21 protein-coding genes and 1 pseudogene are annotated in these 23,244 nt (G+C 43.5%); 17 read left to right on the top strand and 5 right to left on the bottom strand.

Going from position 1 to position 23,244, the window contains the following annotated elements; translation table 11 throughout:
• Window positions 1–20 precede the first annotated feature (20 nt).
• The 3 genes from ACMFL8_RS08665 to ACMFL8_RS08655 all read left to right on the top strand — a co-directional run bounded on the left by ACMFL8_RS08665 (window position 21) and on the right by ACMFL8_RS08655 (window position 2,294).
• The gene (locus ACMFL8_RS08665) at window positions 21–1,046 is read left to right on the top strand and encodes a zinc-binding alcohol dehydrogenase family protein (RefSeq protein ID WP_413191388.1); all 1,026 of its coding nucleotides are present in this window, start codon (window positions 21–23) and stop codon (window positions 1,044–1,046) included.
• Between the two features lie 87 nt (window positions 1,047–1,133).
• Window positions 1,134–1,955, top strand: a complete 822-nt coding sequence (locus ACMFL8_RS08660; RefSeq protein WP_413190702.1) for a PhzF family phenazine biosynthesis protein — start codon at window positions 1,134–1,136, stop codon at window positions 1,953–1,955.
• 6 nt (window positions 1,956–1,961) lie between these two features.
• Complete coding sequence (locus ACMFL8_RS08655; RefSeq protein ID WP_413190701.1) at window positions 1,962–2,294, top strand: YnfA family protein; 333 nt, start codon at window positions 1,962–1,964, stop codon at window positions 2,292–2,294.
• A gap of 261 nt (window positions 2,295–2,555) precedes the next feature.
• On the opposite strand, the gene ACMFL8_RS08650 is transcribed toward ACMFL8_RS08655, so the two are convergent.
• Entirely contained in the window at window positions 2,556–2,678 is a 123-nt protein-coding gene (locus ACMFL8_RS08650; protein WP_264623036.1) for a hypothetical protein, read from the bottom strand.
• 416 nt (window positions 2,679–3,094) lie between these two features.
• On the opposite strand from ACMFL8_RS08650, the gene ACMFL8_RS08645 reads away from it, so the two are divergent.
• The 11 genes from ACMFL8_RS08645 to radA all read left to right on the top strand — a co-directional run bounded on the left by ACMFL8_RS08645 (window position 3,095) and on the right by radA (window position 14,421).
• The gene (locus ACMFL8_RS08645) at window positions 3,095–3,718 is read left to right on the top strand and encodes a 6-pyruvoyl trahydropterin synthase family protein (RefSeq protein ID WP_210539654.1); all 624 of its coding nucleotides are present in this window, start codon (window positions 3,095–3,097) and stop codon (window positions 3,716–3,718) included.
• On the top strand, window positions 3,711–4,265 hold the full coding sequence (tsaE, locus tag ACMFL8_RS08640; protein ID WP_413190700.1) for a tRNA (adenosine(37)-N6)-threonylcarbamoyltransferase complex ATPase subunit type 1 TsaE: 555 nt from the start codon (window positions 3,711–3,713) through the stop codon (window positions 4,263–4,265). Before ACMFL8_RS08645 ends, tsaE begins: the two co-directional genes overlap by 8 nt.
• Window positions 4,266–4,352: 87 nt before the next feature.
• A complete protein-coding gene (mutL, locus tag ACMFL8_RS08635) occupies window positions 4,353–6,209 on the top strand; it encodes a DNA mismatch repair endonuclease MutL (protein WP_413190699.1) in 1,857 nt (618 codons plus the stop codon).
• A 50-nt stretch (window positions 6,210–6,259) separates the two neighbouring features.
• The gene (miaA, locus tag ACMFL8_RS08630; protein ID WP_413190698.1) at window positions 6,260–7,450 is read left to right on the top strand and encodes a tRNA (adenosine(37)-N6)-dimethylallyltransferase MiaA; all 1,191 of its coding nucleotides are present in this window, start codon (window positions 6,260–6,262) and stop codon (window positions 7,448–7,450) included.
• A gap of 454 nt (window positions 7,451–7,904) precedes the next feature.
• Window positions 7,905–8,432, top strand: coding sequence for an RNA chaperone Hfq (hfq, locus tag ACMFL8_RS08625; RefSeq protein ID WP_010198110.1), 528 nt, complete (start codon window positions 7,905–7,907; stop codon window positions 8,430–8,432).
• Between the two features lie 272 nt (window positions 8,433–8,704).
• The gene (locus ACMFL8_RS08620; RefSeq protein ID WP_413190697.1) at window positions 8,705–9,697 is read left to right on the top strand and encodes a KpsF/GutQ family sugar-phosphate isomerase; all 993 of its coding nucleotides are present in this window, start codon (window positions 8,705–8,707) and stop codon (window positions 9,695–9,697) included.
• 150 nt (window positions 9,698–9,847) lie between these two features.
• Window positions 9,848–10,414, top strand: a complete 567-nt coding sequence (locus ACMFL8_RS08615) for a KdsC family phosphatase (RefSeq protein ID WP_189581445.1) — start codon at window positions 9,848–9,850, stop codon at window positions 10,412–10,414.
• Window positions 10,411–10,998 carry an LPS export ABC transporter periplasmic protein LptC gene (lptC, locus tag ACMFL8_RS08610; protein ID WP_413190696.1) on the top strand — a complete coding sequence of 196 codons (588 nt, stop codon included), beginning with the start codon at window positions 10,411–10,413 and terminating at the stop codon, window positions 10,996–10,998. Before ACMFL8_RS08615 ends, lptC begins: the two co-directional genes overlap by 4 nt.
• A 221-nt stretch (window positions 10,999–11,219) precedes the next feature.
• Entirely contained in the window at window positions 11,220–11,702 is a 483-nt protein-coding gene (gene lptA / locus ACMFL8_RS08605) for a lipopolysaccharide transport periplasmic protein LptA (RefSeq protein WP_413191387.1), read from the top strand.
• Window positions 11,703–11,866: 164 nt separating this feature from the next.
• Window positions 11,867–12,577 (top strand): LPS export ABC transporter ATP-binding protein, encoded by a 711-nt coding sequence (lptB, locus tag ACMFL8_RS08600; protein WP_189582532.1) that lies wholly within the window; start codon window positions 11,867–11,869, stop codon window positions 12,575–12,577.
• Between the two features lie 398 nt (window positions 12,578–12,975).
• Window positions 12,976–14,421, top strand: a complete 1,446-nt coding sequence (gene radA, locus ACMFL8_RS08595) for a DNA repair protein RadA (protein ID WP_189581451.1) — start codon at window positions 12,976–12,978, stop codon at window positions 14,419–14,421.
• A gap of 114 nt (window positions 14,422–14,535) precedes the next feature.
• Here radA and ACMFL8_RS08590 read toward each other — a convergent pair.
• Both ACMFL8_RS08590 and rodA read right to left on the bottom strand, forming a co-directional pair.
• A pseudogene (locus ACMFL8_RS08590) lies at window positions 14,536–14,877 on the bottom strand (septal ring lytic transglycosylase RlpA family protein); the annotation flags it as partial.
• Window positions 14,878–15,954: 1,077 nt separating this feature from the next.
• Window positions 15,955–17,097, bottom strand: coding sequence for a rod shape-determining protein RodA (gene rodA, locus ACMFL8_RS08585; protein WP_201592572.1), 1,143 nt, complete (start codon window positions 17,095–17,097; stop codon window positions 15,955–15,957).
• Window positions 17,098–17,359: 262 nt separating this feature from the next.
• Between rodA and ACMFL8_RS08580 the strand changes: the two genes are divergently transcribed.
• Window positions 17,360–18,358, top strand: a complete 999-nt coding sequence (locus tag ACMFL8_RS08580) for a D-Ala-D-Ala carboxypeptidase family metallohydrolase (RefSeq protein WP_413190695.1) — start codon at window positions 17,360–17,362, stop codon at window positions 18,356–18,358.
• Window positions 18,359–18,591: 233 nt separating this feature from the next.
• Entirely contained in the window at window positions 18,592–19,140 is a 549-nt protein-coding gene (locus ACMFL8_RS08575; RefSeq protein WP_240215655.1) for a hypothetical protein, read from the top strand.
• 179 nt (window positions 19,141–19,319) lie between these two features.
• Here ACMFL8_RS08575 and ACMFL8_RS08570 read toward each other — a convergent pair whose 3' ends face one another.
• Entirely contained in the window at window positions 19,320–20,744 is a 1,425-nt protein-coding gene (locus ACMFL8_RS08570; protein ID WP_413190694.1) for a M16 family metallopeptidase, read from the bottom strand.
• A gap of 209 nt (window positions 20,745–20,953) precedes the next feature.
• Window positions 20,954–22,504, bottom strand: a complete 1,551-nt coding sequence (locus tag ACMFL8_RS08565; protein ID WP_413190693.1) for a M16 family metallopeptidase — start codon at window positions 22,502–22,504, stop codon at window positions 20,954–20,956.
• A gap of 3 nt (window positions 22,505–22,507) precedes the next feature.
• Here ACMFL8_RS08565 and ACMFL8_RS08560 point away from each other — a divergent pair, with 3 nt between their 5' ends.
• Window positions 22,508–22,702, top strand: coding sequence for a hypothetical protein (locus tag ACMFL8_RS08560; RefSeq protein WP_210539638.1), 195 nt, complete (start codon window positions 22,508–22,510; stop codon window positions 22,700–22,702).
• Window positions 22,703–23,244 lie beyond the last annotated feature (542 nt).

Below are 23,244 nucleotides of genomic sequence, written 5' to 3'. Positions count from 1 at the left end.
TAACAAACCGGAGCAGCATGATGAAAGCCATTGGATTTATACAGTCTTTACCCATCACTCACACGGACTCATTGCAAGATATCGAATTGCCACAACCTATCGCAGAAGGCTCTGATTTATTGGTCAAAATCAGCTCTATCGCGGTCAATCCTGTCGATTATAAAGTCCGCCAAAACATGCCATCCGAGGACGGCAGCCACAAAGTCATTGGTTGGGACGCAGTCGGTGAAGTGGTCGCCATCGGTGAGAAGGCGACACGCTTTGCAGTTGGTGATAGGGTTTACTATGCAGGCGAGCTTAATCGCCAAGGCAGTAATGCAGAGTATCAATTGGTGGATGAGCGTATCGTTGGTATGAAACCAAAAAGTCTGTCGAATAATGAAGCGGCAGCATTGCCGTTGACCACTATCACGGCATGGGAGATATTGTTTGAGCATTTAACCATTAAACAGCAGCCAATCACTGATAATAGCAAGTCTAATGAGGTTATCTTAGTCGTGGGCGCTGCAGGTGGGGTGGGCTCTATTTTGCTACAACTGGCAGCGACATTAACGGGGGCTACCATTATTGCGACAGCCTCACGTGAGCGCTCAAAGCAGTGGGTGCAGACACTTGGGGCAGATTATGTGATTGATCATAGCCAGCCATTAGCGGCACAAATCGAAGCGTTGGGCATTGGCCCTGTGACCCATGTCGCAGGGCTTCAGAGTACTGAAAGCTATTTCGATACCTATATAGATATCTTGACGCCTTTTGGGAAAATAGCGATAATCGATGATCCTGAACAGTTAGACATCACCAAAATTAAGTTCAAAAGCCTCTCATTTCATTGGGAGTTTATGTTTGCCCGCTCACTATTCAAAGCCACAGACATGGCAGCACAAGGTCAGCTATTAAACCGTGTTGCTGACTTGATTGATCAGGGTTATATCCAAACCACGGTTGGCGAAAACATGGGTGTCATCAATGCGACCAATCTACGAGCGGCTCATCAAGCGCTAGAGTCTGGCACAACGATTGGTAAAATAGTATTGGAAGGTTTTTAATATTCAACAGAGCCTAATAAAGCATGTCCTCGTTTTTATCACCATTTTAAAATGAGGACACGGCCCAATCAAAAATAAGAGACAGATATGCAACTAGAAATCAATGTTATCGATGCTTTTACTGATACCGTTTTTAAAGGTAATTCAGCAGCCGTTATTATCACCGATAGCTGGCTCGCTGATGATCTAATGCAATCGATTGCTTTTGAAAACAATTTGTCTGAGACGGCATTTTTGGTTTTAGATGAAAGTGATGGTCAAGATATCTATCGTATTCGCTGGTTTTCACCGCTTACTGAGATTGCCTTTTGCGGTCATGCAACCTTGGCATCTGCTTTTGTGCTATTTAAGAAAAATCCTAATTTAGCCTTTATTAAATTTTCAGCCGACGCCGTTGGGATATTGACCATCGTGCAAACAGACGCTGGCAAAATACAAATGGACTTTCCCAATACTAAACCTGAAAAAGTCGAAAATATCCCTGATAGTTTGCTGGCAGGATTGTCTATTGCACCAGTTGAAGTCTATAAAAACACCCAAGCCTATTTCGTGATTTATAATTCTGAAAGCGATGTATTAAACGTAGAGCGTAATAACGAGCAGCTAAAACAGCTCGCACCTTTAGATGTGGTGGTGACATGCCAAGCTAAGTCTGCTGATTATAAAGACTACGATTTTGTGTCACGTTATTTTTGGCCAGCCAATGGCGGTGATGAAGACCCAGTGACTGGATCAGCGCACACAGGACTTGCGCCATTATGGGCTGAGCGTTTGGGTAAAAATGAATTGGTCGCTTATCAGGCATCAAATAGAGGCGGGATACTAGACTGTGTTGTCGCAAAAGATAGGGTGCTTGTTTCCGGCAATGCCGTGCAGTATTTGACAGGATTTATCACGGTCGAGGAGTAGCAGGTTTTGACAGAATTAAAGACACTAGCGCTTTTTGCACTAACTGCATTAGCAGAGATTATTGGTTGTTACCTGCCTTATTTATGGCTGCGAGAAGGTAAGTCTATCTGGCTTCTTGTTCCCAGTGTGCTGAGTCTGGCAGCCTTTGTTTGGTTACTGACATTACATCCAACCGCTGTAGGCAGAGTCTATGCAGCTTACGGTGGGGTGTATGTTGCGATGGCGATTTTATGGTTGTGGACGGTGAACGGTATCAGGCCGACCACATGGGATATCGTAGGGTCTGCGGTTGCATTGTTAGGCATGGCAATTATTATGTTTGCACCGCGCAGTGGCTAGGGCGTGTCCTCAATTCAACCGATAGCGATCTAAATGGGCTAAAAGTGGTTAAATCTTGCCAAACATCGTCAATTAGCTAGGTAATATATCGATATTATCTGCGCTATTTTCCTTGTTTGACTGCCATTTACCTCACTTTTATCCTCATTTTTAAAATGAGGACACGCCCTAATATCAATGCAGCACCTAACACAAAAAATGCCAATCAAACCGTGAGGTTCGATTGGCATAGCTTTAATCAGCATAGTAATGCATGCAATATTAATGTTTGCCTAAGATACTGCCACTGTCATCTTTCTTAGATTGCTTGGCGGCTTTCTTTTCTTTTGCCGTCAATAGCGGTTTCTTTTTCACATTTTTCTTACTATCTTGACCTTTACTCATGATTTTTTCCTCTTTAGGTAGCTTATACAGCCATAAGCCAGATTGGCTGACTAGCGGGCGGAATGGCTACAATTGACGCAGATGCTGCGTACTAGATTGAGTATAGCTCTAAGCCTGTGCAATAGATAGCGATAGCACAATTTCCCTACGCTTCAATGCGGTCATTCTATTTGGCTAAATTTTATTCAACGCCTCTTTTATATTGAAATTCAGAATATCTCAGTCAAATTGTCGGCTAAAGATATGTTCAAACGATGTGTTTAATCAATACCAGTATCAATATTAGTATTCGTAAGTGCTTACTTACGGAGTCATCACGATTTGCTATAATGAGCCACAAGCCGATGAGTCGTCGCGGCAAACTTTTATAATATTCCTATTTAGCACAAAGATGCTTACTGTTTTGGTTGATTGTTATGCGTATCCGTAAACTTTTTAAATTTGAAAATGCACATATTGTGCGTAATTGTAGCTCTGAGCGTTGCAAACACTCTATCCATGGTCATAGCTATCAGATTGAACTGATTCTTGAGGCTAAGCGCTTGGATCATGGGCAAATGGTCTATGATTTTGGATTATTAAAGTCGTCTATCAAGGATATTATCGACAGCTTTGATCATGCGATTTGCTTTTGGAATAAAGACGACCCTGAATATATCGCTGCTTGCAAAAAATTCAGCGCGCGCTGGATAAGCTTGCCGGTATCGCCATCAGCAGAGCAGTTCTCTAGAGTCATCTTCTTTTGGGCGCAAGAAATTCTCAAGCAAACCCAAATGCAAAACGGTGAGTCTGATGTCAGCGTCTACTCGGTGATTGCGCACGAAACCGCAACGGGTTATGCTCAGTGTTTTGCTGATGATGTGGCCAATGAGCAAATGGGTCAGCTTAATTTAGAAGCGTTTGAATTCAGTGACCAAGTCAGTGCCGAATGGCATGACACCGATCTGTATGCCAAACTGATTCGCGGTGAAAGCTTTACTAATCCAACGGTAACTATGCAAGTACAGACGCAAGTACAGGCAGGTAAGCCTGATGCCTAATAGTACAACAGAAGACAAAAACGTCAAAACATTGACACTGTACTCTGAAGACGATACCCAGCGTTTGGCTGCGCAATTAGCAGCGTTGCCATTGACAGGTAGTGTATGGTTGGCGGGCGATTTAGGCGCGGGTAAAACTACTCTGACTCGCTACTGGTTACAGGCGCTAGGGCATACAGGTGCCGTCAAAAGCCCGACTTATACCTTGGTCGAGCCTTATAGCATCGACCAAAGCAGCATCGAGCAAAACAGTATCGAGCAAAAAGATGGCTCAATCAAGCCCGTCTACCATGCGGATTTATATCGTCTGCAAGACCCAGAAGAATTGTCCTTTATAGGCTTCGATGAGTATCTGGATGAGCCAAATGCGCTGGTCATTATTGAATGGGCAAGTCGTGCGGACAGCTATTTACCACCGCCGATTTTGTTTATCGATATGACGCAGGCTAATAGCGGTGATAAAAATCAAGAGTCTCGTCACGTTGAGCTGCGACTATCAAAGGCAGGACAAGCGCAAGGTTTGAATTTATCATCCTTTAAGATTTAGTTATACCTTCAATATAAGTCATCAATATTCGCCAGCATTACTTATCACTACGCAAATTATCACTACGCAAAATAAAGATACCTCTTAATGCTAATGCCGCAAATGCCAGACAATCATTTTAATACCCGCATCAAAAAACTATCGCCGCTGCTCATCAATCAATTGGCAGCTGGTGAGGTGGTGACACGCCCAGCCGCGGTGGTTAAAGAGCTGCTAGAGAATGCCATTGACGCTGATGCCACCAATATTGAGATACATATTACCCAAGGCGGCATGGGTATGATTGAGGTGATTGACAATGGCGTTGGTATTCATCCTGATGATATGGTCATGGCGATTACCCGTCATGCGACCAGCAAAGTCGCGGATGTGGCTAACTTGCATGGCATTACGACGTTGGGGTTTCGCGGGGAAGCATTGGCTGCAACAGCAGCAGTTTCTCGGCTGACGCTAACCAGTAGCCATGATGACAGTGGTATCGGTCGCCAGTTACAGGTCGCGGGTGTGTTAGATGACATACCAAAAATGACACCAGTTGTGCATCATCGTGGCACGACCATTACGGTTAAGGATTTATACTTTAACGTACCAGCCCGTCGCGGGAATTTGAAATCTATTGCGACCGAGTTTGGTCATATCGAAACGATCGTGCGCGAAGTGGCTTTGGCGCGAGCAGATGTAGCGCTTAGTCTCTTTCATGACAATAAAAAACGGCTGTCACTGTCTTCAAATGCACGTGTGCTATTGGCAAATTCGATGCCTACAAGCGATGGATCTATCAGTGCCAATCCTTTACCATTGTCACGGCTAGAGCAAGCCACGAGTGCAGAGCTCACAGTGAACGCACTTGAGATAATGATTGATTTGTCCAGTTTGTGGCAGCCGTCTACAGAATACACGGATAGTACAAGCTCTAGTAGTCAGGCAGGTATCTATGGTTGGTTGTGGCCTATTAATAAGAAGGCGCAACAGCAGGACAGCTTACCAAAGCTACTGTACATCAATGGTCGCTTGGTCAAAGAGCCGATCATCAGCAATCAGCTTCGTCAACTCGCGCAGAGTGCTCATTTAGATGGCATCGGTTATGCCCTTTATTTTGATTTGCCGACTCAATGGCTTAATATCAATGTCCATCCGTCCAAACAGCGTATCAAGATCAGTCCATTAAATAATGTTATGGCACATTTAAGCCATGCCATTCATGCAAAACTGAAAACCATTACTACGATGGATACGGTCACATCCACCAGTTATGATAGACAGGTGCTAGGCCATAACAATTCTCTAAGCCAGTCTGTTAATACGACACCGCGCAACGCATCGCCTACGACCCATTCAAGACAAAGCCAGCAAGTACAAGCGCCTAAACAGTTATACCAACTGTCGGTAAGTGCTCCTATTCTAAGCAATCCTTTTTTGCAACGCTCAAAACAGTCCTATTCAGAAATGTCTTATCGTGATGAATCGTCATCACAGAGCCTCAAACCGCGCAGCACAATGTCAATTACCAATAGTGCTGAGACTTTAAATAGTTCATCAATAGCAAGTAAGCCTTTGCCCGTCTGCTTAGATATGATTACCCACTTAAATGACATAGCAACCGAATCTGCTAATGCTAAGGACATGGATAGTAAATCGCTGCCTTGGTTACTATTTTACCATCAAGCACAATGTATGCTGATTAGTGCAGCAGAGTGGCAGTCAAAGCTAAGTGTGTTATTTGAGTCGCAGGTACTGAGTAATAACGTCTCTAAAAAAGACGAGGTACTAAAGAGCCCAGCATATATCAATCAACAACTCGCTACCGTAAGTTCGCAAATGTCTGCGCAAGACTTGATCGTTTTTATAGAAGATATTGACTCCTTAATCACTGACAATGCAATCAAAATCATAGACAGTCATCAATTAGTAGCGGCAATGTTCTCACTTTTGAACAAACAATAGCGCCAAATTATATTTTTGCTACCCACCACCTCATTAGTAAAGGCAATCCTATGCGACATTCGTCTGACAGCTTATCTTATAGATTGAGTCCCAATTTAGCGGATAATAGCGTGGTTTGCTTGATGGCGCCAACCGCGAGTGGTAAGACAGCACTGGCCTATGAGCTATATGATACAGGTCGTTATGAGCTTATCTCAGTAGACTCGGCGCTGATATATCGTGATATGAATATCGGTACGGCAAAGCCTACGTCTGATGAGCTGGCGCGTTATCCTCATCACTTAGTGGATATGATTGACCCTATGCAGAGCTATAGCGTTGCTGAGTTCGTCAGTGATGTCGCCCGTTTGATTGATATCTGTCACCAGAACGGTAAGATACCGTTGCTAGTGGGCGGTACCATGATGTATTACATGGCGTTACTGGATGGACTATCCCCTGTACCTGATAGCGATGACGGCATTCGCGCGCAGGTAGAGCAGTGGCGACAGGATGAGGGTATTAGTGCGCTATATGAGTATTTGGGTAAGGTTGATCCGCTAAGTCACCAGCGTCTTAATGCCACTGATACTCAGCGTATTACTCGCGCTATTGAGGTATATCTACAAACGGATATTTCTATAAGTGAGTGGCAACGCAAACCCAAACAAGCATTAGCCAATAACCCCAATCAGAATTGGCACGTATTGGCAGTGATGCCTGATCGTCCGTGGTTGCATGAGCGTATCGCCCAGCGTCTAGACATCATGTGGAGTGAGGGTTTGGTGGCTGAAGTAATCGGACTGCTTGAGGAGTATCCATTGACACCGAACTTACCTTCTATGCGCTGCGTTGGTTATCGGCAAGTACTAGAGTACCTTGTACATATCAATCACCCAATATTTGAGCAACCGCATTTAGATAAGGCGCTTTTCTATGAGGCTTTTGGTGCATTAGATGAGTCAATAAATCAAAAAACAAAGCAGGACAAACTGTCTCAGCCTTTGATTGCATCAAGTTTGTCAGATAGCCAAACCGAGGCGCTTGCTTGTCAGCAAATGCAAAATAAGGCATTATATGCGACAAGGCAGTTGGCAAAGCGCCAATACACTTGGCTACGTAAAGTAATACAATTGCCTGATAATGCAATAGACACGGCAACAAAATCTGACTCATTTAACGATGCGAATGACCCTACAAACCATGCATTAGAGATGAAGATATGCACAACGATGGCACAGGCAAGAGACTATTTGTTTTAGCCTATGTAGATGATCATCGATTGAATTGAGGATATGGCCTAGTAAATTTATTGGCTTGTTTTTACACTATCTTCTTAGAAACACAACACAGTAGTAACGCTTCATAAGCACATGAGAAAGTAATGACAATTAGTTTCAAAGTATAACGTGAATAACTGCTATAATTTAATACCAGAAAAGTGGTGTATTTTGTAGAATCACCATGACTTTGCCAATAATTATTGTCTAACGTTTGTTGGTAAAAACAGTTTATGAAACAAGTGGTTACTTAATTTTTTTACAATAATAATGTATTCGCGATAAAGTGGAATCACTTAAGAAGAACCGATGTTTATTTAGATACGTTTTATAAAGAAAAATTATTATTGTATCTACTCTTTGCCATTATAATTCAAGCAACACTTAAAATAATTGGCGCTTAAAACATAATTATATAATATTTAGGAGAGATTTCATGTCAAAAGGACAAACTTTACAAGATCCGTTCTTGAACTCGCTGCGCAAAGATCGCATTCCTGTCTCTATTTTTTTAGTCAATGGTATCAAGTTGCAAGGTCAGATCGAGTCATTCGATCAGTATGTCGTATTGCTCAAAAATACAGTGAGTCAAATGGTATACAAACATGCCATCTCGACGGTTGTACCAGCACGTAATCCACGTAGCAGCACAACGACAACGACCAGTGCCCAGCCTCAAAGTGCAGCGCCAGCCGCTTATCAAGGTGGAGGTTTTGAACGTGGTAGCAACCCTGCTAGCACCGGTGGCTTTGAAGAGCGTGGTTTTGCCTCGAACCGTAGTGGCTTTAACCGTGGCGGTTTTAGCCAAGGTCAAGATCGTGGCTTTGAGCGTGGTAGCTTTGGACAGGGTCAAGAGCGCGGGTTTGAGCGTGGCGGATTTGGTCAAGACCGTGGATTTGAGCCACCAGCAGAGAACGCGAACTTTGAAAATAAGCCAAGTGACGAATCTGATGATAACAACTAAGTTGATAATAAATAACCAATCATAGATAAATAACCAATCATAGATAAATAGACAAGACGTATTTTACCTATAGATAGATGCGTTATCTCGACTTGATATATTTAACTAAGACCTGCTGCTATAGTGGGTTTTTTTTGTATAAATAGACGTATAATAACTACCTAGCATTGATATCGATTTGACGTTAATGCTGGGTTTTGCAGGACATTACTAATATCGCCCAGAGTATAGTAAAATATCTTATTGATTCATTATAAACATAGAGCTGATGCATGAGTAATAGCCAAAGCAATCTGACCCATGAGCAATATATTAGTACCGCTATCGAAGCGATTAACACCGAGATATCAGCGTTAGCACTACTGACAGAGCAGATAGACGACAGATTTGCGCAGGCTTGCGATATTATTTTGGCTTGTAAGGGTCGAGTGGTGGTCACTGGTATGGGCAAGTCAGGATTGATAGGGCGCAAAATCGCCGCGACTTTTGCTTCTACTGGCACGCCCGCTTTCTTTATGCATCCTGGTGAGGCTGGGCATGGCGACTTGGGCATGCTGGTGAAAGGCGATGTACTGCTTGCCATCTCTAACTCTGGTGAGTCCGATGAGATTAAGATGCTGCTGCCCGTGGTTAAGCACTTAAATATTCCATTGATTAGTATCAGTCGTGATAAGCGTGGCATGTTACCGCGTGCAGCTGACATTGTGTTGACCCTAGGCAAATCGCAAGAGGCGTGTCCGCTGAACCTTGCACCTACCTCCAGCACCACGGCTACATTGGCGCTAGGTGATGCGTTAGCAGTGGCTTTAGTACATGCGCGTAATTTCACTTCAGAAGATTTTGCTCTATCGCATCCAGCCGGAGCGCTAGGTCGTCAACTGCTCACTCGCGTCGAAGATTTAATGCATACCAAGTCAGAAGATTTGCCACTTATCAATCAACAAGCCCCATTGCAAGAGGCGCTCTTTACTATGTCTGCTGGGCGCTTAGGGATGACAGTGGTCACTGACGATAATGATAAGGTTGTCGGCGTATTCACAGACGGTGATCTACGCCGCGGTTTAGAAAAAGGCATCGATCTACAAACCCCGATGCACGATGTGATGGTGCACGATCCACGCCGAATCAGCAAAACCATGCGGGCATCAGACGCTCTGAGTGTCATGAATGAAAATGGTATCAGTCAGTTATTGATTATCGATGAGAAAGATCGATTAGAAGCGATTATTACGGTTCATGATTTACTACAAGCGGGTGTTAAGTAGGCATTATCTATAGTCAGGTCAATATAAAAAAGACACAGCGTGCTTGATATAAATTTTTTGTAGCCTCTGTCTGCGTAGGTACAGCAAGCAAGAAAAATTTGTACCAGTCACGCATTATAGAGCCAGAAAGTCTTTAAGAAAGGATAACTCATGCAAGACTTAATAAAAAAAGCCGGACAAGTTAAGCTATTGGTATTAGATGTTGATGGTATTTTGTCAAATGGTCAAATCATCTATGACGCCAATGGTGTTGAGACCAAAGAGTTTTCAGTGCACGATGGTGTTGGCATTAAGTCGTTAGCACGTTATGGCATTTTGACTGCTATTATTACGGGTCGTAGCAGCCCCATGGTGGATAAGCGCGCCATTGAAATAGGTGTGGATTATGTGGTGCAAGGTCGTGATGACAAGCTGATTGCCTTAAATGAGCTGCTATCTACCCTTGATCCTGCGCTCAATATCACAGCGGCTGATTGTGCTTATATGGGCGATGACTTGCCAGATATTAAGGCAATGCAAACTGTGGGATTTGCGGCAACAGTGCCCAATGCCCATGCCGAAGTAATTAAGCGCAGCGATATGGTGACTACACGTGCAGGCGGTACTGGCGCCGTACGTGAAATATGTGATCTTATCTTAAAAGGTCATGGTCATTATAAAGACTTTATCGCGCATTATACGCTTGATGAGGCACCAACTCAGGATACCTTATCGTGAATACTCGTGTTTTAATCGTTTTAGCGTTGATTATTGCTGGTATTGCTGGCTGGTTTTTTCAGCAGCAAGGAGATATATCGCCGCCAGTTAGCATGGAAGCGACTGATGTTGATTATGAAGCGACTGATATTAAGGCGGTGCAAACCAATGAGCAAGGCGACACTGAATATGAGCTTACTGCTGAATCATTGACGCACAATCCGGCAACTAACGAAGATGAGATGTCAGGCATCACAATGAATTGGGAGCCCTCAGATGAGCAGCGCTATCGTATCGAAGCGGGTAGCGCTGCCATCAGTCAGCAGACTGGTGAATTGAGCTTGTCTGGTGGTTTTACCTTAGTTAGTGAAGACAAAGCCGATGGCGCATCAGATATTGAACCCATTAAAGTGACGGGCAGCACGCTCAAAGGTAACACCAAGTCAGGCCAAGTATATAGTGATGAAATGGTCAAGATTGAGCAAGGGGTGAATCGATTTGAAGCATCGAGTATGAAAGCCAATCTGGAAACTGGTGAGTATGAGTTCGGTCAAGTGGCGGTTAATTTTTCTCCTGCTGATCGTAAAGACAAGGCATTATTCTAGTTGAAATGATCTTTGCCCAAAGAGATATTCAAAACCATATAGTCAGTGAAAGTTAGTCTGACGCCCTATGGGATTGACTATAGCTAGCATGAAGTTTGCAAATCCTACTACTAATAATAAAACGAGTAATGTTTATGAAATCTAAGTTTTTGCCTACTCTGCGCTCATTATCGACTCGCTCGATGCAAGTCTCTTCTAGCCTGCGCACGCTACCAGTCGTCATGTTGCTAGCGTTACCACTATATAGTCATGCGCTGCCATCAGACGCCAATCAGCAGATTAAACTGTTGGCAGATAAAGCTACTTATAGTGAGCGTACCGGTGTCACCAGTTATTCGGGTGGTGTGGTTATTACTCAAGGTACGTTTAAGATGACCGCTGATAATATCACGGTCAATCTATCACAGGGTCGTAGTATCAACTCTGCAGTAGCGACTGGGCGACCAGCCACCATGCAGCAAGTGGTCACGCAAGAGAAAGGTCTGGCGAAAGGTCAGGCCAATAAGATCGACTACAATGCGATTACTGGTATTATTACTTTGACGGGTAATGCAAAGCTGGTACAAAATGGCGCCAGTTTTGCGGGCAATGTCATTCGTTATAGCTTAAAGGCAGGTGATGTAGAAGCGACTGCTGGTGGCAACCAGCGCGTGGAGCTAGTTTTCCCACCCAGCAGCAACAATAGCCAGAGCGGTGTACGCTAAGTGATAGCAGCAATTGCGTAGCAGCACCTAAATTTCGACAACACTATTTCGACAACACTATTTCGACAACACTATGCGTAAGTTATGAGTAAATTATGAGTGATAACCAAAGTTTTGACGCTTTAGCCCCCACTAACAATGCTAAGCCTGTCGAGCGCTTGAGTATGAAAAACTTAGGTAAGCGTTATGGCAAACGTTGGGTCGTCAAAGATGTCTCATTTTCTGTTGATCAAGGTCAAGTGGTTGGCTTGTTAGGACCAAACGGTGCGGGTAAAACCACCAGTTTTTATATGGTAGTAGGTCTGGTCAACATGGACAGAGGTAGCGTTACTCTAGGAAATATGAATTTATCCAAATATGCCATGCATGAACGCGCTCGTGCTGGCATTGGCTATTTACCGCAAGAAGCCTCAATCTTTCGTAAATTATCTATCGAAGACAATATCTTGGCTATTTTGCAAACTCGTACAGAATTGACTGCTAGTGAGCAGCGCCAAGAGCTTGAAAAATTGATTGGTGAATTCAATTTAGGACACGTGCGCAAATCTTTAGGGATGAGTGTGTCAGGCGGTGAGCGTCGCCGTTGCGAGATTGCCCGTGCCTTGGCTGCTGACCCGAAGTTTATCTTGCTAGATGAGCCTTTTGCGGGCGTTGATCCTATTTCTGTTGGTGATATTAAAGACGTAATATTAACGCTAAAAAATCGTGGTATTGGCGTACTAATCACGGATCATAATGTCCGCGACACGCTCGCTATTTGTGAAAAAGCTTATATCGTCTCAGAAGGCGCTATTATTGCTGAAGGCACAGCGTCTGACGTCTTAGATAATGAGTTGGTAAAATCTGTTTATTTAGGTAAAGATTTTCAGGTATAAACCGGTCAGTTAATCGCTGTTTTCGTTCGTTTATACTATTCATAGGTTGGCATAAAGTTTCTGCTATTTTTTATGCCAACGACCACGATTTATATCGTATTCATTATCATTTCTGCTACACAGCCTATAGTCAGGTCAATATAAAAAAGAGACAGCGTGACTGGTATAAATTTTTTGTCGCCTCTGTCTGCGCCGGCACAGCAAGCAAGAAAAATTTGTACCCGTCACGCATGATAATGTCTTGTATCCATTTTATTTAGTATCGACTATATCATCTAAGCGGCTTCTTCCTTATAAAACTATTCTTATATAAACACTTATACAAAAGCATTCTGATATTTTATGATTGATTGATTGATTGATTGATTGATTGATTGTCTGAATAAGGCTCATACATTATGGCAAAAAATAAAAGCAGCTATGTCTGTCAACATTGCGGTGCGCATTTTGGCAAATGGGCAGGACAGTGTACGGACTGCGGGGAATGGAACAGCTTGGTTGAAGCGCCAAACGTCAGTATGCCGCATCATAATAAGAGTACTGCTAAGCCTAATGCTGGTCGTGCAGCGCCTCGTAACACAGGCAGCAGTGGCACACCTACAGGGAACTATTCTGGTACCCATAGTGCGGTCATGCCGCTTAATGCTGTCAGCGTCGGCCTAGATACGCGCTTGCCCACTGGCATTAGTGAGTTTGATCGTGTGCTCGGCGGTGGATTGGTTGCCGGATCTGTTGTACTGATAGGTGGCGACCCCGGTATTGGTAAATCCACTATCTTATTACAAACAGCGACCAATATGGCTCGTGCTGATTCGCTGGCAGGTAGTGCGCTTTACGTGACCGGTGAGGAGTCACTGGCTCAGGTTGCTATGCGTGCCAAACGTTTAGATTTGCCAGCAGACAGGCTGCGGGTATTGGCCGAAACCAACGTCGAAACTATTTGTGCGGCTTTAACTCAAGAACAGCCAGCCATCGCTATTATTGATTCTATTCAGACTATTTATACAGATGCCATCAATTCTGCGCCGGGCGGCGTCAGTCAAATTCGAGAATCTGCGGCTATTTTGACACGCTATGCCAAGCAGACGGGCACTGCGCTATTTTTAGTGGGGCATGTGACCAAAGAAGGTACGCTCGCAGGGCCACGCGTGCTTGAGCATATGGTTGATACGGTATTGTATTTTGAGGGACAGTCGGACTCCCGCTTTCGGATGATTCGCGCGGTTAAAAATCGTTTTGGTGCGGTTAACGAGCTCGGTATTTTTGGTATGACCGATATGGGACTGAAAGAAGTCGCCAATCCGTCAGCGATATTTTTGAGCCGCTATGATAAGCCCGTGGCTGGATCGGTAGTTATGGTCAGTCGTGAGGGTACGAGACCGCTATTGGTCGAGGTACAGGCGTTGGTTGATGATTCGCAAGGTCAACCTAGACGTATGGCGCTGGGGCTAGATTTTCAACGCTTATCCATGCTGCTGGCCGTCATGCATCGACACGGTGGCATTCATACCAGCGGACAAGATGTGTATGTCAACGTAGTCGGTGGTGTCAAGGTCATAGAGACAGGCTCTGATTTGGCTGTATTATTGGCTTGCGCTTCTAGTATTAAAGAAAAGCCTTTACCTTCATCATTGGCCGTGTTTGGTGAAGTGGGCTTGTCTGGGGAAATACGCCCTGTCCCTAATGGTCAAGAGCGATTGAAAGAAGCGATGAAGCATGGTTTTAAACATGCCATTATTCCTAAGGGCAATGCGCCTGCAAAAGATGCTCCTCAGTTTAAAGGCATTAATGTGATTGCGGTTGAACGTCTCGATGATGCTATCGAAAGCGCGTTTGAGTTATAACCGATAGGCTTATAGCTTTGTATTAGAAAGGATTAATGTCAGACATAAAAAAACGCCTAACTCATCATGGTTAGGCGTTTTTTGTTTCTAATTAAGAAGGCTGTTGTTTTAGAACTATGGTCCTGAAACACGCTCAATCGAAACGTTACCAACCCCTTTGCTCGTGATACCTAGTTGCTTGGCAGCACCGTAAGACAAATCCATTACCCGATTACCGTGGAATGGACCGCGATCATTAACTTTTACCACGACGCTTTTGCCATTGGTTTTATTGGTGACTTTCACATAGCAATTTAATGGTAGTGAACGATGCGCCGCTGTTAGGGCATTCATATCAAAAGTATCACCACTGGCTGTTTTGCGACCATGAAACTTACGGCCGTACCAAGATGCCAAACCGGTTTGCTTAAATTTGCTTACTGAGTTAGACGCGACTGCGGTTAAACGCTCTAACACATCTTCGTCATTGCTTACTTGGGCGGTATCGCTCGCTAATAATGAGCTGCTAAGTGCTAATGAGGTAGGCTGACGGGCAGACTTAACCAAGCTTGAAGCACCATCATGTTGACGACTAAGCTCACCGAGTACACGGTCGATATGGGAGGCGTTATCTTGCGAAATCATTGCAAGGGTGGTTTTTGCTTCTACTGCATTGGCATTAGATGCGACTGCAGAGCCAGCAAATAGAAATACTGACATTGTAAGTAAACCAGATAAACGCTTATTCATAAATACCTCTATAACTTATACATTAAAACCTAACTCTAAAAATCTTAGATCGAGTGTGACAGACTTAGACCAATCTAATCGTGTCGCAAGCTCTAAAGCCTATGTACCAATCGGTCATTCTAATCAGGATTGATGCAAAAGATGGCTTTTATAGGGTCTAACATATGATAATTTTCATTTTGTTATCATAAATGCGTTGCAGTAGTAAATGACTGAAATGCTTATGATGTGCTCAAATGATAGTTAACAATATTAATTAAGTACCGACTCTAATAGTTGGATAACTAAAGTTTAAATGGTCAGTACCGACATTTATCATATCCGATAAACAAACTTCCATGTATTGCTAAATTAATAAACGTTTTGAAGTGTATTACGTATTACTTTGTTATTAAAGCGTTAATTAAGTAGTCGATTTGAAAGCCTGAAATCTCGGATTTGCTAACTATACGGATGAGCTATAACTAAAATATAATTAAATGCTAAGTTTGTTAGTAGCTCTGTACGGGTTATGTAGCAAAACACAGTAAAACGAGGTTAACGCAATTATTTGTAAAAAACAAGGATTAAAACCTATCAGTGTAGATTGACAATAAGCACGCTTTTGACGAATAAAGACAGTGATTTTATTTTTAATAATTCAATAATATCAAAAACTTATGATGGATAACTGCTTTAGAGGAAAATGGATAATATCAAGAATGTCTGTAGTATTAATTACAAATAAAGCCAGTTTTTGGTCATTAAAACTGACTCGCATTCTATTTTTTCATTTTTACCGTCAGAGTTATTAGATGATGGCGGTTAGTTAGATTTATGAGTATGAATGGACATCAGCAGCCCAAATCCCGCCATTAAAGTGACGATTGCGGTGCCACCATAGCTAATGAAAGGCAGGGGTACTCCAACGACAGGTAAAATGCCGCCGACCATACCGACATTGACGAACACATAAACAAAAAATGACATGGCGACCGCGCCTGCTAATAACCTGCTATACACATCGGGATGGGTGAAAGCGATATATAAGGCACGGGTGAGTAAACAGGCATAAACGAACATCAACAACATCACGCCCAACAGACCAAATTCCTCAGAGAAAGCCGCGATGATAAAGTCAGTATGGCCTTCCGGTAAGAAGTGTAGATGCGACTGCGTGCCCTCTAGATAGCCTTTCCCCGTCAGTCCACCTGCGCCAATGGCTGTTTTGGACTGAATGATGTTCCAGCCAGCTCCTTGTACATCTGCTTCAGGATTGAGTAATGTCAATACTCGGGTACGCTGATAGTCGTGTAACAAAAAATTCCAAGCGACGGCGATGAGAGGTATCGCTAAGACGGCCGCGCCCGAAATCACCCGCCATGACAGACCTGCTAAAAAAAGCACGAAAATGCCACTGGCTGCAACTAACAGTGAAGTACCTAAATCAGGTTCTTTGGCAATCAATAACACCGGAACGATGATCAAGGCTAAAGTGATGGCGATACTTGATGCTGATGGAGGTAGGTCGCGCTTAGACAAAAACCAGGCACACATCATCGGCATACCAAGTTTCATAAACTCTGAAGGCTGCACGCTGCCAAATCCTGGCAGGTTAATCCAGCGCTGTGCCCCCATGCGCACCTCACCAATGATGTCTACCAATACCAATAGAACGAGTCCTAGTACATAAAAAACAGGCGTAAAGGTACGATAAATACTTGGCGGTATTTGTGCCATGGTAAACATCACGGTAAATGCCACGCCATAGCTGACCATTTGGCGTATGACCATGCTATTGTCTTGGGTCGAGGCGCTATATAGAATCGTTAAGCCAATGCAGCAAACTGTTAATAGAAGCAAGGTCAACCATGGATCGATATGGATACGTTGCCATAGCGTCGGCGCATGACCTTGACCGAAATGGTGGCTCTGACGTGAAAAACGATATTGCGGATTAGAAGACATAGGCAAAGTGTGACTGGCAATTGGCGTAAAAGAGATGTCGAATTTGACATAAATGTGTGATAAATCAGTGATTACAAGAGGTTCATTCCAATAGGTGCCAGCAGATAAAGTAACACACTAGTAATAAAGTCACGTAACTATGAAAATTATGAGGATAAGTGTTAATTACGAATAGGTGGCTGCGAATTAGAAGCGATAGTTTAGCCTGCTTGCCAAAAATTTGATAGTATCGATAAAACGTTTTTAGCGGTAGCTTCTTGCAATGATCAATAAAAAAAACCATGCCTATCGGCAGATTCATAAGCCTATTATCGCCCTATTGGTTTGTGCCAGTAGTATTAGCGTTCATGCGGCTATCGTGAGCGACAATAGTGAGCGTCGTATCGAAGTCCGTCAAGGAGGCAGTACTGGCAATAGCAGCAGTAATGCTTATATCAGGCCTTCCACGAACGCGACAAGCTATAACTCGGGCGTTACTATGTTAAGTGGGGCAACAAGGTTAAGTGGAGCAACAAGGTTAAGTGGAGCAAATGCGATAGCGGGCGATAGCATGCAAGGGCTAATTCAGCAAAAGCAACGTGATTTCGATTTTGACGCCAGCTTATCCATCGAAGAAAACAAGCGCGTCAATGTTAACAAACGTACGCCTAGCTATAATACGACTTATCCTTCCACTTACAGCACCAGTAACAATACTTATAACAATTTTACCAGTATCGACTTTAACGGCTGGCTAAACAGCAATAGCTACCGTGCTAGCCAAGTCGCTGATTATCAACGCTATTTGAACGCACGAGTGGGTGCGCATAATGTACCACCATTGTCTCAGCTGCTTACGACGGCACGTAGTTGGGATAAATGTGGCTATGAGCCTTATCAGCTGCCACCGCAAGAATTATGGGCCAATATAGTTCCCACACTACGACTGTATAGTGAGCTAAAGAATCAAGGTATTTTACCTGCTAGTAGTGAGATACGCTCAGTTTACCGTAGTCCTGGACTCAATGACTGTGCTGGCGGGGCAGGTAGCAGCAAACATATGACCGCGGGTGCTATAGATATTTGGGTGCCGGAGTACGAAGATAATCCATGGCTGCTTAGTACCATGCAAGATGGCCTATGTCAGTTTTGGCAATATCAGGGTCAGTCTCATAACTTTGGGCTAGGACTGTACTCCACGGGTGCTATTCATCTGGATACTGAGGGTTATCGCAAGTGGGGCTTTAATCATGCTAGCAGCAGTTCATCATGTCGTTATTAATAGTTTTATTCGCATAGTCAAAACGACTATAGTCAATCCACTATAAAAGCGTTACAGCGTTAACCTCGCTTGAGGTATTAAATATACATCTACACTCGGTTGCCTTGTACCACTTTTAAATTGAACCGACTATATAGTTATCCTATTATACTTATACAAATCACTTTTTATCTCAGTCAACTATGCTGTATTATGTCAAAAAAATATAGCCTAGTTTATAGTAAGTGGAATCTATGAAAAAGTGGTACTTAAGAGTAGAAGGCTCAAAGCAATCAGAAAAACCGAAAAAAAGCACTTTGCGCTCAACTCAGATGTATACAGGGCTATGTTGCTCGGTGATTTTGTCTCTTCTGTTTATTAGCGCCTGTAGCCCGAACACTGCTTCTGAAAATAGTTTGCCTAACGTAAATGCCTCGGATGCAAAAGACGTCGAAGAAAATATCAGAAACTCTTATGCGCTTCTCGCTGCTAAACGTCCTGATGTATGCCCAAAACTGCTACAAAAAAACGTCGACGATGACACTATTGTCCGTACTGCGGAGGTTATGATATCGAATTATTGCGATTATTACTTATACCCAGAGAGGGGTCAAAGCATAAACATTGATATCAATACCGATCAAATCGAGACGTTGCTAATTGTGCCAACCATGCATAACTTTGCCAATGGTTCTTATCAAGTCGAATCTTATGATAAGCATGTGATTCGTTTAAATTATGTCGGAGTGACTCATAAACCCGAGCATTTAAGCTATGACGTGAACATCACTATCACTAGCTAACTTGACTGAAGCTGATTACTTTACATAATAGTGAGTACTTGTAACGTCGTCCTTTATTTTTCTATTGTCTATTCTTCTTCCTCTATTTCATATAGTTGCTTTCAATAATTAATATTAATAATTTGCCTAAAAGCACTTTTATAAGTGCTTTTTTTGATCCTCATTATTATTGATAAGCATTATTTATTAGTCTTCCAAGGATCCTCTTGTCCAACCGTGACAATCAAAAAATCATACGGCTTGAGCGTATCGCGCATGGTTTTATTAACCTCTGATAATTGTACTTGGTCAATACGACTCACATAATTGGTCAGATAATTTTTTGGCAATTGATAAAAATTCATCATTCCCAATAAGCTATTGATACCGGCGTTGCTGGCAAAACCCATTGGAAAACTGTTCTTTAAATTGTCAGTCGTCAAGCGCATCTCAGTGCTAGTAATACCATTGTCCAATGTATCATTAATGACATCTAAGCTGGCGTCAATGGCAGCGCGGGCTTTATCATTACGTGTCGAAAACCCAATCTGATAAGGACCTCGCGCTAGCATCGGGCTCATTGAGCCTGAAATACCATAGGTATAGCCAAGGTTTTGTCTGATTTCGGTCATCAACCGTGCATTGAAATCACCGCCTGCCAGCACCTCGTTACCCACGGCAAAGTTGGTCTGTTTCTGCTGTGCGATAGCATCGGTGGCACGTTTATCGCCCAGTTGCCCCATAAGTACGGTCGTTTGGGTGCTGGGAAAAGGAATGTGAATATGCTGCGCTTTTGTCAGTGGTTTGGGTTCAGGTAGTGTTGTCGCTGCTTGGCCGACCGGCAAGTCAGCCGTGATATCGTCAGCAAGTTTTTTGGCTTGGGTTAAAGTCAAATTACCCGTCATCGCGATAGAAGCATTTGCCGCCACCAAATAGCGATTTTTGAAGTCGAGCAATTCTTTTCTTTCAATACTCGGTACACTGTCGAGCGTACCAACGGAAGGGTGCGCGTAAGGATGGTCGCCATATAAGGCTTCGTTAAAAGCAATGCTCGCAAGACTATTGGGGTCTTGTTTTTGCTGCTGCAAACCGACTAAGAGTCGCGCTTTGTTACGTGCTAGGATATCTGCATCAAACGCCGGTTCATTTAGCATTTGAGTCATCAAGTCGACGGCAGGCAGTAGATGTTTGTCATCGGACAAGCTGCGTAGCGAGACGATAAACATATCTTTATAGGCGCTACTGCTCAAATTCACTCCCAAGGTTTCAACAGCGCGGGTGAACTCATTTTCATTTAAGCTTTTAGAGCCTTGTTCCAACATAGTAGCAGTCATATTGGCGATGCCAAAACCGGCTTTGCGTATGCTGCCATCTCGGGCACTACCTGCATTAAAGCGTAAATCAATATCAACAATGGGCAGGGCAGTGGTGCGTACAAAAAGCACAGGGATGCCAGCTTTGGTTTCGAACTGTTGAATGGTTGGCACTGTGACTTTTAATGGCTTGGCATCAGCGACACTTGTGAGTGTTGATAGTGCGGCTATCGGTGCATTTATATCAACGGCAGCTGATGGCGTGCGAAAGTCTTCGCTACCAGTGGTATCTGCCTGAGCGGTGGTCGTCAATATCGTCAAACCTAACAATATACCTAGGCTCAAGTAGGAACGCTGTTTAAATCTAAGTTCGAAATGAGGTTCAAATTTGCGCTTTACTAATGGCAATGAAGGGCTTTTTTTTGTATTTATGAGAAAAGTAGTCTGAGTCATGGCTTTCTTCTTATTAATAAGGTCTTTAGCATTGGCTTATCAGTGAAAATATTGACAGCATGTTGTTATTATTTGTTTTTGCTTACCATTTTTTGGCTTATTTGCTTTGTAGATGCTTTTTCTTTAGACGCTTGCTCAGTAGGCGGTATCACATGCATGACGGTCAAATTATCTTTGACCAAGTACTTTTTACTGGCCGCTTGAATATCAGAGATTTTGACACCATCGAGCTTGGCTGGTAATTCGGCAAGCAGCCTGTCATCGAGACCGATAGACTGTAGCGAGCCAATCATGCGTGCCTGACCTTCCATGCTGTCTTGCGCATAGACCAATCCAGTGACTGTATTGGTTTTGGCACGACTGATTTCGTCAGCAGCAATAGGATCGGTTTTAAGCTTTTCTATTTCAGAGAGTATGGCTTGCTGCGCTTGTTCTAAGCTAACACCTTCACGCGGTGTCGCTTGAATTAAAAACAGTCCATCGCCGCGATCGAGCAAGTCATAAGAGGTGCCAACTGTGGTGAGCAGGCCTTGTTCGCGTATCAGTCGGCTCTCTAAGCGAGCAGACAGACCACCATCCAATACGTCTTGTGCCAACGATAACGCGTAAGCTTGTTTTTCATTGGCTGTGCCGGCAGTGACGAGGCTGGGCACGTTATAACCCATCAGCAAAACAGGTACTTGTACCGCTTGTTCAGACTCAACTTGCTGATAACCACGAAAGCCTTTTTGACTGACAGCAGGGCGTTTGGGCAGATTGCTTGGTTTGAGATCACCGAAGTAGCGTTTGACTTGCGCCAATACTTCTGTTGGGTCGACATCGCCGACTATCACCAAGGTCGCATTGTTGGGTGCGTACCAAGTCTTGTACCACTCTTTTAGCTCTGGGAGCGTAATCGATTCAAGCTCGCTCATAGGGCCAATGACAGATTCACCTTTTGGACTATCAGGCAGCGCCAACAATCGGAATGATTCATAAGCTTTGGCAAGTGGGTTGTCATCGGTACGTTGGCGTCGCTCCTCCATAACCACTTGGTGCTCTTTGGTAAATTCTTTGTCATCGAAGATTAAGTTTTTCATTCGATCGGCTTCGAGCTCTAGCGCTAGCGGCATGCGGTTGGCTGGGAATAGCTCGTAGTAACCCGTATAGTCATAACTGGTAAAGGCATTGTTAACACCCCCAAATTTGGCGATCAAACGTTCATAATCGTCACTCGATACATTAGAGGTGCCTTTGAACATCATATGCTCTAGCAAATGCGAGAGTCCGCCTTTATCAAGCGGCTCGTCTGTCGACCCCACTCGATACCAAATCTGGGTCATAGCGACGGGTGCGCGGTGGTCTTCTTTTACCACGATCTTTAGACCGTTTTCTAACTGATACTCATGCCGACCTGACATATCCATGGACAACGCTGACGACTGCTGATCGTCCTTACTGTCTGGATTTTGATTTACCTTGCTCTGCGCCGCACCTTGCATGGCTGGATTTTGGACAAGCGCGTTTCCATCCGCTGACGAAGGAGTACCAACAGTATTGGTTTGACAAGCCGCAAGAGTAGTTGCTATAGCCAAAGCGCCAGCAACGCGTAAAACGTGTAGTGGTAAAGTCGAGGACATGGTATGTTCTGCTTATATAAAAAGATGACTGAATGTGTGCCTGCTAACTATAATAATCGCCAGCGTTATAGCGATTTGTGTGCGCCAACCATTACGCTAGCCGTTGGTTTGAACTCTGATGTTGTGTTACAGCCAGTCGCTGACAACGCGATGGTAGCTATTAGCAGAGCTGCGCTGATAGAGGTTATTTTTTTATAGCAATTTAGTGACGATAGCATAGGTGGTTCCTAGTAGAAAGTTATTGAATAAAGTTCGCTAAGAGTAGGCGAAGTTGCGCCTGCTAAGGGTCAGATTTTTGTGTCCAAACCTTAAGCGAAACTTTCTCAACCGTTTGGCCTGTCTGATCACTTCTGACTATTTAGCGTTGGTCTGGTAGGGTAAAGGCTGAGCGCAACTTGAATTATGCTAAACTAGGCTAAAAATAATCTATCATTTGAATGGTAGAAAACTGACAATATACCGATCAATTTTAAAATAAACATCTTACTAATAATGATAACTTTTAGGGCAAGCTTATGAATAACCCAAATAATAGCAATCGTGTAGTCATTAACCTTGACGGTGGTCTCGATGACTTAGATGACGATGATATTACCTTACCCAGTCTACCGGTGCAATCTATGCCCATCGTTGATGAGGATAGCGTACCTACCAAACCGTTAGACGATGCTAGGGTGACTGATAAGCATCATGATAATGTGACAAATAACGATAATGTGAAAAATAATGACGATACGACA

Source organism: Psychrobacter sp. AT9 (assembly GCF_047272965.1).
Classification (GTDB): domain Bacteria; phylum Pseudomonadota; class Gammaproteobacteria; order Pseudomonadales; family Moraxellaceae; genus Psychrobacter; species Psychrobacter glaciei.
The sequence above is the reverse complement of the archived record's forward strand: the minus strand, read 5'-3'. Positions and strand labels throughout refer to the sequence as shown.